Here is a 14,290-nt window from a genome sequence, read left to right as displayed (position 1 = left end):
CCCAGCGTAGGCGGCCCGCGAGCCGGTCGGATCGTGCCGGGGACCGAGCCGGCCATCCCCCCACGGGGGTACGGCGCATGGCTACCACGGGGTGTTTCGGGGCGGTGCGTGTCATTCGTACGGTCGCCGGGTGTTCGAGCGAATCGCAGGCTGGGCGTATCGGCGGCGCTGGCTGGCGCTTGCCGCATGGGTGCTGGTGCTCGGGGCGGTGTCCTTCGGGGCCCGGGTGGCCGGCGCGGAGTACCACAACGATTTCTCTTTGCCCGGAACCGGGTCGCAGCGCGCGCTGGAGGCGCTGGAAGGCTCGGCCCAGGCCGGGGCGACCGTGCAGGTCGTGCTGCACGCGAACGGCGGGCTGGCCGGGCAGCGGGCGCGCACCGGCCCGATGCTGGAGCGGCTGCGGACCCTGCCGCACGTCGCCGACGTGCGCGAACCGGTCGCCAACGGCGACGGTACCGTCGCCTATGCCACCGTCACCCTCGACGGGCAGGCCCAGGACGTGCCCACGGCCGACGTGCGCCGCGTCATCGACACCGCCCGCGGGGCGGCCGGCGACGGGCTGCAGGTCGAGCTCGGCGGCGACGCCGTGCGCGGCGCGCAGGAGTCCGGCGGCGGGGCGGCCGAGGGCGCCGGGCTGCTGGCCGCGCTCGTCATCCTCGTGCTCATGTTCGGTTCGCTGCTCGCCGCGACCCTGCCGATCATCATCGCGGTGTTCGCCGTCGGCAGCGCGATCGGGCTGGTCACCCTGGCCTCGCACGTGGCCACGGTCGCCGACTTCACCACGCCGCTGCTGATCCTGGTCGGGCTGGGCGTGGGCATCGACTACGCGCTGCTCGTCTTCTCCCGGTACCGCACCGAGCTGCTCGCCGGCCACCCGCGCGAGGAGGCGGTCCGCCGCGCCCTGGACACCGCCGGCCGGACGGTGTTCTTCGCCGGCTGCACGGTGATCGTGGCGCTGCTCGGCCTCGTGGTGCTCGGCCTCGGCTCACTGCAGGGCGTCGCGGTCGCGGTGGCGGCCACAGTACTCGTCACCATGCTCGCCGCCCTGACGCTGCTGCCCGCCCTGCTGGCCGTGTTCGGAGGCCGCGTCGAACGGTCCGTGCGTAAACGGGCCCCGAAGGGCGACCGCTGGCGGCGCTGGTCCGGCGCGGTCCAGCGCCGCCCGTGGCTCGCGGCCGTGCTGCCGGCGATCGCGCTGCTGGCCCTGACCGCGCCACTGCTCGGCCTGCGCCTCGGGTTCGCCGACTCCGGCACCGACCCGGCCGATACCACCACCCGTCGCGCGTACGACCTGCTCAGCACCGGCTTCGGGCCCGGCTTCAACGGCCCGCTGGTCGTGGTCGTGCAGGGCGGCTCCGGCGCCGCGGACGCCGCCCGGGAGGCGATCGCCGGCACCGCGGGCGTGGCCGAGGCCTCTGCCGGCGGTACCGCCACAGTCATCGTCTTTCCCACGACCGGCCCCCAGGACCAGCGGACCACCGAGCTGGTCGGCCGCCTGCGCGCCGAGGTGCTGCCGCCCGTCGCCGCCCGGACCGGGGCCACGTTCCTGGTCGGCGGCTCCACGGCGGCGGTGGTCGACTTCGCCGGCGCGGTCGCCGGGCGCCTCCCGGCGTTCGTCGGGGTCGTGGTCGCCGTGTCGGCCCTGCTGCTGCTCGTGGTGTTCCGCTCGGTGCTGATCCCGATCAAGGCGGCGATCCTGAACCTGCTGAGCGTCGGCGCCGCCCTGGGCGTGGTCACCGTCGTCTTCCAGCACGGCCTGCTGGGCGAGCGCCCCGGCCCGGTCGAGGCCTACGTCCCGGTGATGATCTTCGCGATCGTGTTCGGCCTGTCGATGGACTACGAGGTCTTCCTCCTGGCCCGCATGCACGAGGCCTGGCGCCGCGAACGGGACCCCGCGGACGCGGTCACCGAGGGCCTGGCCACGACCGGCCAGGTGGTGACGGCCGCCGCGGCGATCATGGTGCTGGTGTTCGGCTCGTTCCTGCTCAGCCCCGACCGGATGCTGCGCCAGTTCGGCCTGGGCCTGGCCACCGCGGTGCTGCTCGACGCCGTGGTCATCCGCTGCCTGATCGTGCCGGCGGTCATGCAGCTGCTGGGGCGGCACGCGTGGTGGCTGCCCGCCCCGCTGGCCCGCCGCCTGCCCGAGATTGCCCTGGAGAGGTCCGTCTGACATCATCTAGGTTGTCTAGATGACCTGGAGGACCATCCGATGACGAAGGCGCCGCTGTACGTGCGGATCGAGCGGGAGCTGCGGGCCCGGCTGGACGGGGCCCGGCCGGGCGACCCGCTGCCGGCCGAGGCGGCGCTCGCGGAGGAGTTCGGCGTCGCGCGCATGACGATGCGCGCGGCGCTCAACGCGCTGGAGACCGACGGGCTGATCGAGCGCATCCAGGGCCGGGGCACGTTCGTGCGGCAGCGCCCCGCACCCCGCGCGGCCGGCACGCTGATGAGCTTCCAGGACCAGGTCCGCAGCTGGGGCCGCACCCCCTCGTCGCGGCTGCTCGCGGCGGGGCTCCGAGCGGCCACCGCGGAGGAGGCCGCCGCGCTGCAACTGACCGCGGCGGCACCGCGCGTGGTGTCGATCGCCCGCGTGCGGCGGGCCGACCGGACGCCGCTCGCGGTGGAGTACGCCTGCTTCCCCGCGCACCTGACCGCCCTGCTCGACGCCGACCTGGAACGCGGCTCCCTGCACCGCGCCCTGCACGACCTCGGGCTGCGACCGACCCTCGGCTCGTCGACCCTGACCGCCCAGCCGGCCGGCCCCGACGGCGAGCGCCTGCACGTGCCCGCGGCCGAGCCGCTCCTCGTGGAGACGCGGCTCATCGTCGACCAGCACGCGGCGCCGCTGGAGTACACCGTCAGCCGCTACGTCGGCTCCCGCTATGCCCTGCACGTCACCTTCGACGTGCAGCCGCCCACGACCGGAGCACCGTCATGAACGTCGCCAAGATGATCGACCACTCCCTGCTGCGCCCCGAGCTGACCATCGCCGACGTCGCGCACGGCTGCGAGATCGCGGCCCGGCGCGCCACCGCCTCGGTCTGCGTGCGCCCGTCCGACGTCCCGTTCGCCGTGACCGCCCTCGCCGGCACCGGCGTGCTCGTCGGCACCGTCGCCGGCTTCCCGCACGGCGACACGACCACCGCCGTCAAGGCGGCCGAGACCCGGTCCCTCGTCGAGGCCGGCGCCGACGAGATCGACATGGTCCTGCACATCGGCCGGCTGCGCGACGGCGACACCGCCTACGTCCGCGACGACATCGCCGCGGTGGTCGCCGCCGCGCAGGGCCGCGTGGTGAAGGTCATCCTCGAGAACGCCTACCTGACCGACGAGCAGAAGGTCACCGGCTGCCGCATCGCCGAACAGGCCGGGGCACACTTCGTGAAGACCAGCACCGGCTTCGCCCCGGGCGGCGCCGCCCTGGCCGACATCCTCCTCATGCGCGCCGCCGTGTCCCCGTCTATCGCGGTCAAGGCCGCCGGCGGCGTCCGCACCCTCGACACGCTGCTGACCCTGCACGAGGCCGGCGCCACCCGCTTCGGCGCGACCGCCACCGAGACGATCCTCGACGACTTCGCCGCCCGCGAACGCGGCGAACGCCTTGCCCCGCCGCCCTCGGACGACGGCTACTGACCGAGCGCGAGGTCCGATTTCCGCCAGACCAGAACACGGCGAACCGGCGGCTTCCTGGTGCTCGGCTCGCCGCGATCGCCGCCGCCGCGGTGGTCACGGCGCTGCTCGTCATGCCCGAAGCGGCCCCCGCCCGCGGGCCGGGCGGGGGCTCTGTTCAGTAGGCGATGTCCACTACCACCCGGGTCGGGGTGTCCAGCAGCATGACCCGGAAGCCGTGCGCGGCCGCCGTCGTGATGTCCGCGGTCATGAGGCCCGCGCCCAGCACGTCGAAGTGCACCGAGCGCAGCGCCGGCAGGCCGATGTTCACGGTGTCCGGGATGCTCGCGGCATGTGAGGCGTGCGGGGACGTCGTCGCGGAGCCGGCGCCGGTGAAGAGCACGCGGATGACCGGGCCGCTGCCGGTGTACCGCACGTCGAGCGTCGGTCGCCGGTCGCCCGCCATGTCGAAGACGATCCGGTCGTACCCCGGGTGGCTCCCCGACCGCACCGCGTCGACGAGTGCGTCCGGGGCGTCGCCGGAGTACACGAACGGCCCGGACCCGAACGGGTCCGTCGGCTGGTGGGCCACGTCCACGGCGATGCGGTCCGGGCCGGTCAGGACCAGCACGCGGAACCCGACGCGATCGTTGACGCCCAGGCCGAAGCTCGCGTGGCCCTCGAAGTACCCGCCGGACTTGATCTGGCGCAGGGTCGGCAGGTTCGGGTCGTACACGGTGCCGAGGTTCACCGCCGGGACGCCGGTGCCGGTGAAGACGACGAGCAGGGTGGTGGCGCCCGCGACCGGGATGGTGTTCCCGCGGCCCTGTTCGACCAGCGGGGCGTACTCGACGCGCCAGCCGGGCGTGCCGCCGGTGAAGTCGAAGACGGTCCGGTCGTAGGCGTCGTGGCGCCCGGTGCGGATGCCGGTCAGGACCGGCTGCCCGGGGCCGGAGGGTGCTCCGGCGACGGGAGAGGTGCTCGTCGGGGCGGGCAGGTCCGCGGCCTGGGCGGTGGCCGGCAGGGCCAGCACCAGACCGGCGCAGGCCGCGGCGGCGAGCAGGGAACGACGCATGATCGTGCTCCTTCCTGTTTCGAGGTGCACGGTTGACGCGGGATCATGCGTGCCGGTTTACGTCGCGTGCCTGACACAAAAACCGGGCGTTGACATTTGTCGATCAATGGTCGTGTGATGGTGGGATGCGCAGCGTTGCCATCATGGCCGTTCTGCTCGGCCTCCTCACGTTCCCGGGGAACGCGCACGCCGCTCCGCCCGCGTGCGCACCGCCCGTCGCGAGCACAACCCAGCCCGGTTACACCGTCGTCGACCCCGCCTGCGACCCGGACGGCACGCCCTTCGTGCCCGTCGCCGGCTCGGCGGTGTACACCGGCATCCTCAACGGCGCCGCCTACCGCCTGGAGAAACCGTCACACTGGAACGGCGAGCTCGTCGTGTACGCCCACGGCTACCGGGGCGCCGGCAGGACCGTCTTCGTCAACAGCCCGTCGCTGCGGGCCCACTACCTGGCGCGCGGCTTCGCCTGGGCCGCTTCCGGGTACCAGACCAACGGCTACGACGTCGGCCAGGGCGTGCGCGACTCCTACGCCCTCATCGACCTGTTCAAGAACCGCACCGGCACCCGGGCCCGGGACGTGTACATGACCGGGGAGTCGATGGGCGGGCACGTCACCGCCGTGGCGATCGAGCACTACCCGCGGGCGTTCGTCGGCGCGATGCCGGTCTGCGGCGTGCTCGGCGATGCGGAGTTGTTCGACTACTTCCTCGACGCGAACCTCACCGCGGCCGCGCTCACCGGCGTCAAGGTCACGTTCCCGGCCGACCCGGTCGCGTACGAGGCCCAGGTCCGCCAGGAGCTGCCCCGCCTCGACGGGCGCTGGGCGGACGTGGTCGAGCAGCGCAGCGGCGGCACCCGGCCCGGGTTCGACCAGGCCTTCGCCTACTGGAACGCGCTGCCCTCGATCCCGCCGCTGACCACGGTGCCGTTCCTGTTCGGCCTGTACCCGGGGCTGACCGCCGGCACCATCGGGATCGCGAAGGGCAACGTCACCTCGAACCGGTTCACGGTGTACCAGGAGGACGCGAGCCCGTGGCTGACGCGGGACGAGCTGCGTCTCAACCGTGACGTGCTGCGCGTGGACCGCACCGACAGCCCGAGCCGCGACCTGAGCGGCGTCCCGCGCGTGGACGGCCGCCCGCCGGTGCCGACCCTGTCGATGCACACGGTCGGCGACCTGTTCGTGCCGATCAAGATGGAGCAGGTGTACGCCGAGCGCGCCCGCGCCAACGGCCGCTCGAACCTGTTCGTGTCGCGCGCGATCCGGGCGCTGGGGCACTGCGAGTTCACGCAGCCGGAGCTGGAGCAGGGCTTCGACGACCTGACCCGGTGGGTCCGCACCGGCCACCACCCGGCGGGCGACGCGATCCTCGACCCGCGCGCGGTCGCCGACCCGCGCTTCGGCTGCCGGTTCACGCTGTCGGACCGGCCGAACTTCGGCCCCGCCTGCCCGTCACACGCGGCGTAGGACGGCCACGACCTTGCCGAGAATGGTGGCGTCGTCGCCGGGGATGACCTGGTACGCCGGGTTGCGCGGCACGAGCTCCACGTGCCCGTCGCGGCTGCGGTACGACTTCACGGTCGCCTCGCCGTCGAGCATCGCCGCGACGATGTCGCCGTTCTCGGCCACCTGCTGCTGGCGCACGACCACGATGTCGCCGTCGCAGATCGCGGCCTCGATCATCGAGTCGCCCTTGACGTGCAGGGCGAAGAGCGTGCCGTGCCCGACCAGGGTGCTCGGCAGCGTCAGCTCGTCGTCGGGCACCTGCTCGGCCAGGATCGGGCCACCGGCGGCGATGGTGCCGACGAGCGGCACCGCCACGCCCGGGTCGGTGCCGTGGGCGGCGCCGTCGTAGGGGCCGCGGATGTCGACGGCGCGCGGCCCGTGCGCGTCGCGGCGGATCAGGCCGAGCTTCTCCATTGCCTTGAGGTGGTGCGCGACCGAGGACGGCGAGCCGAGCCCGATCGCCGCGCCGATCTCGCGCACGGTCGGCGGATATCCGCGCCGCTCGATCGACTCGCGGATGACCGCCAGGATGCTCTGCTGCCGCGGGCTCGTCATGTCCGCACGATACCGCAGAGCTTCGATCAGGTGTACGAATCGCGACAAGATTTGATCCATCCGTGGGACGGCCCGCGCGCTGTTCGGCCCAGTACATCGACGGCCGCGAGGCTTATGCTGACCGCCATGCTCGACAGGCCACTGGTGTCCCGGGACACGTACCCGGACCGCGTCGCGCACATCCGCACGCTCGCCGGGGCCGGTGACGACGACGGCCTGGCCGCCGAGCTCGTCGACCTCGCCGCCGCGAACGACGACCGCTGGGCCTTCGACGGGGCGACCGTCCGCGCCGAGCTGCAGGCGCTGCCCGACGGCCGCCGCTCCGGGCTGATCCTGCGGGTGATCGAGCGCGCCACCGCCGCGACCCCGCCGGTGCGCACCGAACGCCTGCTGGTGCAGCTCCTCGAGGGCATCAGCGCCGACGGGCTTTCCTGGCGCGCCGGCCGGTACCTCATCGACGCCGTCTCGGTCTGGACCGCCGCCGTGCCCGAGACCCTCGCGGTGCTGGCCGAGGTCGCCGAGCGCGAGACGGGCGCGTGCCCGCCGGCCCTCCTCGCGGTCATGCGGCGCACCGCGCACGAGGGCGACAAGCACTGGCCGGCCTGGTACCGCGCGCCGATGCAGCCCTGGCTGGACCGCACGGCCGGCCGGCTCAACGTCGGCGAGGCGTGGGCCGAGGCGGCCGACACCGAGACGCCCGGCCCCGCGCTGCTCGCCCACGCGCTGGCCGCCTCCGGCGCGAAGCCCGCCTCCCGCTGGGCCCTGCGCGCCCGGACCTTGTTACCGGAGCTCGGCGGCGACGAGACCCGGACCCTGATCCGCCGCTGGTTCGCCCTCGTACCCCGGCCCCGCACCATCGCGCTGCGCTCGGCGGAGCGCTGGGACCCGAACGAGGTCCCCGACCCGTACAACGCGCGGGCCCTGCGCGGCCTGCTGTACCTGCTCGCCGTCACCCCGCCGCACGAGGACGACGTCGCCGCGATCGGGCGGCTGGTGCAGTACAGCGGCGAAAAGATCCCCGGACACGGCCCGCGCAGCCAGATGCTCGCGCACGCCGGCATCCACGCCCTGGAGCGCTTCAGCACCCTGGCCGCCCTGCGGGAGCTGGCCCGGCTGCGCTCCATCGGCCAGCCGCCCGGCATCGCGGCCGCCCTGACCGCCGCCATCGCCGCCCGGTCCGTGGCGCTCGGCGTCGACCCGGCCCGCCTCTGACGCCCGGCCGGGGAATGCGCGGCCGGGGCCGGGCGTCACATCTGGCATGAGTTCGCGGATCGTCTCCTGTGTCCGGTGCGGGCAGCGCAACCGCGTGCCGGCGGCCGCCTCCGGCAAGCCCGTGTGCGGCAAGTGCCGCGCGGCGGTGCCCTGGATCGTCGACGCCGACGAGACCACGTTCGGCGAGGTGGCCGAGCGCTCCACCACGCCCGTCCTGGTGGACCTGTGGGCCCCGTGGTGCGGCCCGTGCCGGATGGTCGGCCCGGCCCTCGAACAGGTCGCGGGCGAGCTGGCCGGCGCGGTGAAGCTCGTGAAGGTCAACGTCGACGACGCGCCCGGCCTGCAGCGCCGCTTCGACGTGCGCGCGGTGCCGACACTGCTGATCGTCAAGGACGGCCGGGTGATCGCCCGCCAGGCCGGGGCCGCCTCGCCCGCGGCGCTGCGCGGCTGGGTCGAGCGCACCCTCCAGGCGACGAAGACCGCCTGAGGCGGGCGCTACCGGACCGCGGCACGGGCGGCGACGTCGGCCATCGCGGCCCGGTACGCCGATCGCTCCAGATCCCCGCGCAGCAGGCCCTCGATCGCCTCCCACTCGGCGGCGGCCAGCCCGTCGGCGTCCGGCGCCGCGGCCCGTGCGCCCGCCCGCGCGGCGAACCGTGCGCGCGGCGGCGGCAGCGGGCCGAAGCGGGACGCCAGCCAGAGCGCGGCCCGCGGCTCGTAGGCGCCGCGGCGCCGGTCGCGGCGGATCAGCCGGGCGTGCGCGGCGATCAGCCCGGCGTACACGAGCGCGATGAGCACGGCGACGATCAGTGGTGCGGGCACGGCCCAGTCTCCCACGCGTAGGCTGTCCGCCGTGGCCGACATCCGGGTGTACCGCGCCGGGCCCGCCGACCTCGCCGCGATCCTGCCGCTCGTGCGGGAGTTCTGCGCCGCCGACGGGCACGAGTACGACGAGCCGCGGGTCAGCCGCGCCCTCGGCCCGCTCCTCGACGGCGACGCGCACGGCCAGGTCTGGCTGGTCGGGGCGGCCGCCGGGTACGCGGTCGTCACGTGGGGCTGGAGCCTCGAGTCGGGCGGGCGCGAGGCGCTGCTCGACGAGATCTACGTGCGCGAGCGCGGCCACGGGGCCGGGGCCGCGCTGCTCGAACGGGTGCTCGCGGCCGCGGCGCAGGCGGGCGCGGCCGTCATGTTCCTGGAGACCGAGGCGCACAACGACCGGGTCCGCGGCTTCTACGCGCGGCACGGGTTCACCGCCGACGACTCCGTTTGGATGAGCCGGGCGTTGGACTGACCGACGGGTAACCGTACAGTGTCACGTGCGGAAGCGTCCGGGGCACGGCACCGCCCCGGGCGCCTCCCCTCAGCGGAGCCGCGGCGTGAGGCGTTCGAGGATCTCGGCCAGCACCGCGGGGCTTGTCGCGAAGTTCAGCCGGGCGCAGTCGCCGGTGTCGATGTCGGTACCCTCGGCGAACTCCGCCCCTTCGCTGAGCCGCACCCGGGCGGTCTCCTCCAGCCAGGCCGCCGGCGCGGGGGCCCGCAGGCCGCCAAGCCAGGCGAGGTAGGTGCCCTCCGGCTCGGTGTACCGCAGCGGCAGCCCGCCCGCCCAGGCGCTGACCGCGGCCCGGTTCGCGGTGAGCGTGGCCCGCAGCCGCTCCAGCCAGCCGGCGCCGTCGCGCCACGCGGCCACCGTCGCGAGGCGGCCGAGGGTGCTCGGGGTACCGAAGATGTCGGGCGGCATCGCGTCGAGCCGGGCGCGCAGGGCGGGCGGGCCGACGTGGGCGACCGCGCAGCGCAGCCCGGCGAGGTTGAAGGCCTTCGTCGCCGAGGTCGTGGTGACGGTACGCCGGGCCGCCTCCGGGCCCAGCGCCGCGAACGGGATGTGCCGGTGCGGGGCGTACACCAGGTCGGCGTGGATCTCGTCGGCGAGCACCGGCAGGTCGTGCCGCTCGGCCAGTTCCAGTACCGCCTCGAGCTCGGCGCGCCGGTACACCCGGCCGCTGGGGTTCTGCGGGTTCACGAGCACCAGCAGCCGCACACCGTCCATCGGGGACTGTCCGAGCGGGACGATCCGCCGGCCGCTGCGGACGATCGCGGCCAGGAACGGCGGATACGCGGGCACGTGGATCGCCACCCCGTCGCCGGGCCGCGTGGTCTGCTCGATCATCACCTGGAGGACCTGCAGCACGTCGGTGAACACGCGGGTGTGCCCGCCGCTCGGCGTCCACCCGTGGCGGCCGGCCATCCACGCCTCGAACGCGGCCGGCACCGGGTCGCCGTCCGGCCAGTGCGGATAGCCGAAGTCCTCCCGGTCGACGGCATCGAGCAGCGCATGTCGTACCGCGGGCGCCACCCCGAGGTCCATGTCGGCGACCCAGGCCCCGATCGTGTCGGGCGCGACCGCGCCCCACTTGACCCCGGTGCCGCGCCGCAGCCGGGCCGTGTCGACTGTGGACTGCGGCCGGAGGAGGTCGCGCAGGATCTCCATCTGGCCGTGGTGCTGGGCGAGCTCCTCGTACACGTGCAGCAGCGCCGCCCCCTGCGTCGCGATGCCGGCCGGCCCGAGGAAGCTCTGGTCGGGCACCGCCCGCAGCGGCGCCGCGAAGTCGGCCGCGCGCGCATCGGCCGCCAGCTGTACCCGCGTCGCGTCCACCCGCGCGATGAGCGGCGCGACGGGCCCGGAGGCGGTGAACTCGGCGTCGCGGTCGCGCTCGACCACCCGCCCGGCCACGAGCGCCCCGGCCCAGTAGTCGACCACGCCCAGGCAGTGCGTCAGCAGCGCGTACGGCGAGCTGGCCCCCTGCACCGGCGGCCGCGTGCTCGCCAGCTCGTCCCCGAGCCCGCCCACGATCCCGGCCATCCCGGACAGCGCCCGCCCGGTCGCGTCCAGGTACTCCTCGACGGTGATCACCCCTGCGCCTCCCTCCGTCACCGCCTTGACCGGTGACGGAGGGAAGCTTGCGCCCGGCCGCAATCCCCTGTCAAGCCGGCTTGCCCCGGGCGTCGTCACCTGCCATGGTGGTGACGTGACGTTCGTGTTCGTCAGCGGCGACCTGGCCCTCGACTTCGCCGCGACCCGCAAATGGCGCCGCCGCGCCGAGCCCGACGAGCTGCTGCCAACCGGCGCCGACGCCGCCCGCTGGGCCGTCGAGGCCGGCGTGCTGACCCGCCCGCCCCGGGTGGACGCCGAGGAGCTGCACGACCTGCTGACCCTGCGCGAGTCCGTCTACCGCCTGCTGCACCCGGCCGCGGCCCCGCCCCGCCCGGCCGACGTGCGCGTCCTGAACCGGGCCGCGGCCCGCCCGGGCCCGCGCGCGGCCCTGACCGCCGAGGGCGTACGCCGTACCGGCGACGCACCGGCCCTGGCCGCCGCGATCGCGGGCGCGGCCCTGACCCTGCTGGAGACCCGCCCACGGATCCGCGAGTGTGCGGGCGAGGACTGCACGCGCCTGTTCGTGGACCGCTCCCGCGCGGGCAACCGCGCCTGGTGCGGCATGGAGGAGTGCGGCAACCGCGTCAAGGCGGCGTCGTACCGCGCGCGCCGGGCTGGTTCCGGGACCTGACGAGCAGCGTGGGGACTGGCGACCTCACCTGGCGGAACACGCCTCAGAACCAGCCGCCGATCCAGCCCCCGACGAACTCGCCGATCTTGCCGCCCCACCCGCAATACCGCCACCGGCAGCTCCGGCTCCCGCGCCGCCGGTTCGGATCGCCGCCCCGCTCGGGTCGCCCGGCGTCGCGGAAGTGGGGAGCCGGTCGTCCTGTCGGCGTACCCCTGACCGGGTCGTGCGGTCAGGCCGCCGTGGCGGCCACGCCCCCCGTCCTCATGGCGCCATTGTGCCCGCGGACGCCCCCGCCCGGCAGCGCGGGCGGGGGCGGAGAGACATCAGTTCCCGGCGGAGTTGAAGCCGGCCACCTCCGAGGCGGTCAGGGCGCGGCTGTAGAGCCGCACGCTGTCGATGGCGCCGCTGAGGTACGGGTCGGCGTACTGCGAGCGCCCCAGCCAGTTCTGCGTCGTGTTGCCCAGGCTCGACGGGCTCAGGGTCAGCGACGCGTTGCGGGCGACCTCGGCGCCGTTGACGTACAGGATGCCGAGGTTGCCGCTGCGGGTCACCGCCACGTGGGTCCAGGCGCCCACCGGCAGCGCGGCCGGGGCGTCGATGCGCTGTTCGCCGCCCGCGCCGCCGGTGGTGATGGCGAAGCGGGCCGTGCCGGCGCTGGAGCGCGGGGTCAGGAACATGTTGACGCCGGTGCCGGTGCCGAAGTCGAAGACCCGGGTCCAGCTGGTGAGGGTGTCGATGCGCACCCACAGGGCGATCGAGAACGCGGTGGCGCCGTTCAGGATCCCGGCCGGCAGCGACACGTAGCCGTTGGTGCCGTTGAGGCCGACCGCCGAGCCGGTGCGGCCCGTGGTGTACGTCGTGTTGCTGAGCGTCGCCGTCTTGCCGTTGCCCGTGGCGTCGGCGGCGCTGTTGTCGAAGGGGTAGTAGGCGACGAACGCGGGCAGCGTCGGACCGCCGCCGGTGACCGACCAGTAGACCGAGTACCGCTGGCCGTGCACCTTGTAGAAGGGCTGGAGGGTGACGCCGTTCGCGGTGTACTGCAGCGGCGTGGATGTGGCCGTGAGCGTCGCGGGGTCGAGGACCGGCAGGGCGGAGAGGTTGTTGGTGCCGAAGAGCCCGCCGAGGACGATCGGGCCGACCTTGACCGCCTGCACGGTGCTGTTGTCGTTGGCGGACTCCCGGGTCAGGGCCATCGGCAGCGTCAGGTCGACGACGTCGCCCGAGGCCCAGGTGCGGGCGATTGTCGCGTAGGTGCCGGGCTGCGGCGCGGCCTGGGCGGTGCCGTTGACCTTCAGCTGGGCGCCGGTGGCCCAGGCCGGGATGCGCACCTTCACCGTGAACGTGCCCGAGCCCGTGACGGTGAGCTTGGTCGCGCCGGCGTCCGGGAACGTGGTGTCCTGGCGGATGGTGACGCCGCGGGCCGACCAGGTCAGCACCGACGGGATGAACAGGTTGACGTACAGGGTGCTGCCGCCGTCGTGGAAGTAGATGGAGTCGTTGTACTTGGTGTTGCTCTCCATCCCGGTGCCGTGGCAGCACACGAAGCTGTTGTAGTCGTTGCTGTAGGTCTTGATGCCGCCCGCCCGCAGCGGCACGTAGTAGCACTGGAACCCGTGCGAGGAGTTCGGGTCCTGGGAGGCGAGGGTCTGGTTGTACACCGCCTTCTCGTAGTAGTCCATGTAGTCGGCGCGGGCCGGGTTGGTGAGGAAAAGCTGCCGGGTCAGCTTGAGCATGTTGTACACGTTGCAACACTCGGCCGTCGTGTCCGACAGCTCGCTGGCGATGCGGTCCGGGGCCTTGAAGTACTCGCCGTTGGAGTTGCCGCCGATCGCGTACGTGTGGTGCTTGGTGACGATGTCCCAGAAGTTCACGGCGATGTCGCGGTAGCGGGTCGTGCCGGTCGCGTGGTACTCCCGGATCGCCCCGATGATCTTCGGGATCTGGGTGTTGGCGTGGTAGTTGTTCAGCGCGTCGGTGTTGCTCGCCAGCGGGTCGAAGATCTCGGCGTGGTCGAACTGCTGGGCGGCGGCGAGGTGGTTGGCGTCGCCGGTGAGCTGGTACAGGTTGGTCAGCACCTCGTTCATGCCGCCGAACTCGGTGTCGAGCATGTTCTGGCGCTGGGTCTGGGTGAGCCGGTCGTTGCGGAACTTGACCCACGACGCCATGCCGGTGAGCACGGTCAGCGCCTGCGCGTTGCCCGCGAGCAGGTGCATGTCCAGCAGCCCGGCCATGATCTTGTGTAGGGTGTAGTACGGCGCCCACACCGACTGCCGCGCCTCGACCCGGTCGATGAAGCTCTCCGGGAAGGCGCTGAGATAGCCGGTGTTGTACCCGGCCGTGGCGGCCCGGGCCTGGCACTGGGCGAGCACGGTGACGAGCTGGTCGCCCTTGGTCTTGAAGGCGGTGTTGCCGGAGCCGGCGTAGGCCTGGGCGAGCGCGCTGAGCAGGTGGCCGGTCGAGTGGCCGCGTAGCTCGGTGGTGGGCGACTCCCAGCCGCCGCAGGCGGTGGCGGACGAGGAGAGCCCGACGTTGAGCCGGAAGGTGTGCAGCATCCGGTCGTTGTCGAGGAACAGCAGGTACGACTGCGTCCGGCCCGCGTTGGCGGTGAACGGGCTGGACAGCAGCTGGACCGAGCTCAAGGGAAACGCGTAGGCCGAGACACCGATGTCTGACCTGGTTGCCGCCAGGGCGATTCCCGGGCGGACCAGCGCGGTGGCGGCCGCGCCGGTCGAGACCGCCAGAATGGTGCGGCGGGTGGGCATGGGGCTCCT

Annotated in this window: 13 protein-coding genes; 8 read left to right on the top strand and 5 right to left on the bottom strand. The window is 73.9% G+C overall.

Annotated elements, in window-relative coordinates; translation table 11 throughout:
- The first annotated feature begins 130 nt into the window (after positions 1–130).
- Genes AB0B76_RS51255 through deoC form a run of 3 tightly spaced genes read left to right on the top strand, consistent with a single transcriptional unit; the run spans position 131 to position 3,633 of the window.
- Positions 131–2,170 carry an MMPL family transporter gene (locus tag AB0B76_RS51255; protein WP_360391193.1) on the top strand — a complete coding sequence of 680 codons (2,040 nt, stop codon included), beginning with the start codon at positions 131–133 and terminating at the stop codon, positions 2,168–2,170.
- A 39-nt stretch (positions 2,171–2,209) separates the two neighbouring features.
- Positions 2,210–2,938 (top strand): GntR family transcriptional regulator, encoded by a 729-nt coding sequence (locus AB0B76_RS51250; protein WP_360391190.1) that lies wholly within the window; start codon positions 2,210–2,212, stop codon positions 2,936–2,938.
- Entirely contained in the window at positions 2,935–3,633 is a 699-nt protein-coding gene (deoC, locus tag AB0B76_RS51245) for a deoxyribose-phosphate aldolase (protein ID WP_360391187.1), read from the top strand. The genes AB0B76_RS51250 and deoC overlap by 4 nt, the downstream gene beginning before the upstream one ends.
- A gap of 154 nt (positions 3,634–3,787) precedes the next feature.
- Here deoC and AB0B76_RS51240 read toward each other — a convergent pair whose 3' ends face one another.
- On the bottom strand, positions 3,788–4,684 hold the full coding sequence (locus AB0B76_RS51240; protein ID WP_360391184.1) for a hypothetical protein: 897 nt from the start codon (positions 4,682–4,684) through the stop codon (positions 3,788–3,790).
- A gap of 143 nt (positions 4,685–4,827) precedes the next feature.
- Between AB0B76_RS51240 and AB0B76_RS51235 the strand changes: the two genes are divergently transcribed.
- Positions 4,828–6,153, top strand: coding sequence for a prolyl oligopeptidase family serine peptidase (locus AB0B76_RS51235; RefSeq protein WP_360391181.1), 1,326 nt, complete (start codon positions 4,828–4,830; stop codon positions 6,151–6,153).
- Here AB0B76_RS51235 and lexA read toward each other — a convergent pair.
- On the bottom strand, positions 6,139–6,747 hold the full coding sequence (gene lexA / locus AB0B76_RS51230) for a transcriptional repressor LexA (RefSeq protein ID WP_360391178.1): 609 nt from the start codon (positions 6,745–6,747) through the stop codon (positions 6,139–6,141). The genes AB0B76_RS51235 and lexA overlap by 15 nt on opposite strands.
- A gap of 126 nt (positions 6,748–6,873) precedes the next feature.
- Here lexA and AB0B76_RS51225 point away from each other — a divergent pair, with 126 nt between their 5' ends.
- Together AB0B76_RS51225 and trxA are read left to right on the top strand one after the other, a co-directional pair.
- On the top strand, positions 6,874–7,959 hold the full coding sequence (locus AB0B76_RS51225; RefSeq protein WP_360391175.1) for a hypothetical protein: 1,086 nt from the start codon (positions 6,874–6,876) through the stop codon (positions 7,957–7,959).
- 46 nt (positions 7,960–8,005) lie between these two features.
- On the top strand, positions 8,006–8,446 hold the full coding sequence (gene trxA, locus AB0B76_RS51220; protein ID WP_360391172.1) for a thioredoxin: 441 nt from the start codon (positions 8,006–8,008) through the stop codon (positions 8,444–8,446).
- 8 nt (positions 8,447–8,454) lie between these two features.
- On the opposite strand, the gene AB0B76_RS51215 is transcribed toward trxA, so the two are convergent.
- Positions 8,455–8,781, bottom strand: coding sequence for a hypothetical protein (locus tag AB0B76_RS51215; protein ID WP_360391169.1), 327 nt, complete (start codon positions 8,779–8,781; stop codon positions 8,455–8,457).
- A 31-nt stretch (positions 8,782–8,812) separates the two neighbouring features.
- On the opposite strand from AB0B76_RS51215, the gene AB0B76_RS51210 reads away from it, so the two are divergent.
- Entirely contained in the window at positions 8,813–9,250 is a 438-nt protein-coding gene (locus tag AB0B76_RS51210; RefSeq protein WP_360391167.1) for a GNAT family N-acetyltransferase, read from the top strand.
- A 69-nt stretch (positions 9,251–9,319) separates the two neighbouring features.
- Here the strand turns inward: AB0B76_RS51210 and AB0B76_RS51205 are convergent, their stop codons facing one another.
- Positions 9,320–10,867, bottom strand: a complete 1,548-nt coding sequence (locus tag AB0B76_RS51205; RefSeq protein WP_360391164.1) for an aminotransferase class I/II-fold pyridoxal phosphate-dependent enzyme — start codon at positions 10,865–10,867, stop codon at positions 9,320–9,322.
- Positions 10,868–10,982: 115 nt separating this feature from the next.
- Here AB0B76_RS51205 and AB0B76_RS51200 point away from each other — a divergent pair, with 115 nt between their 5' ends.
- Positions 10,983–11,519 (top strand): CGNR zinc finger domain-containing protein, encoded by a 537-nt coding sequence (locus AB0B76_RS51200; protein WP_360391162.1) that lies wholly within the window; start codon positions 10,983–10,985, stop codon positions 11,517–11,519.
- A 323-nt stretch (positions 11,520–11,842) separates the two neighbouring features.
- Here the strand turns inward: AB0B76_RS51200 and AB0B76_RS51195 are convergent, their stop codons facing one another.
- Entirely contained in the window at positions 11,843–14,281 is a 2,439-nt protein-coding gene (locus AB0B76_RS51195) for a beta-L-arabinofuranosidase domain-containing protein (protein WP_360391159.1), read from the bottom strand.
- Positions 14,282–14,290 lie beyond the last annotated feature (9 nt).

It is taken from the genome of Dactylosporangium sp. NPDC049140 (assembly GCF_040648435.1).
Note: the sequence above shows the minus strand (reverse complement) of the source record. Positions and strands in the feature narration are given on the sequence as shown.

Bases quoted from the DNA above. Each gene is read 5' to 3' on its own strand.
- AB0B76_RS51225 (WP_360391175.1), top strand. From the start codon at position 6,874: ATGCTCGACAGGCCACTGGTGTCCCGGGACACGTACCCGGACCGCGTC.
- AB0B76_RS51195 (WP_360391159.1), bottom strand. From the start codon at position 14,281: ATGCCCACCCGCCGCACCATTCTGGCGGTCTCGACCGGCGCGGCCGCC.
- deoC (WP_360391187.1), top strand. From the start codon at position 2,935: ATGAACGTCGCCAAGATGATCGACCACTCCCTGCTGCGCCCCGAGCTG.
- AB0B76_RS51240 (WP_360391184.1), bottom strand. From the start codon at position 4,684: ATGCGTCGTTCCCTGCTCGCCGCCGCGGCCTGCGCCGGTCTGGTGCTG.
- lexA (WP_360391178.1), bottom strand. From the start codon at position 6,747: ATGACGAGCCCGCGGCAGCAGAGCATCCTGGCGGTCATCCGCGAGTCG.
- trxA (WP_360391172.1), top strand. From the start codon at position 8,006: ATGAGTTCGCGGATCGTCTCCTGTGTCCGGTGCGGGCAGCGCAACCGC.
- AB0B76_RS51235 (WP_360391181.1), top strand. From the start codon at position 4,828: ATGGCCGTTCTGCTCGGCCTCCTCACGTTCCCGGGGAACGCGCACGCC.
- AB0B76_RS51250 (WP_360391190.1), top strand. From the start codon at position 2,210: ATGACGAAGGCGCCGCTGTACGTGCGGATCGAGCGGGAGCTGCGGGCC.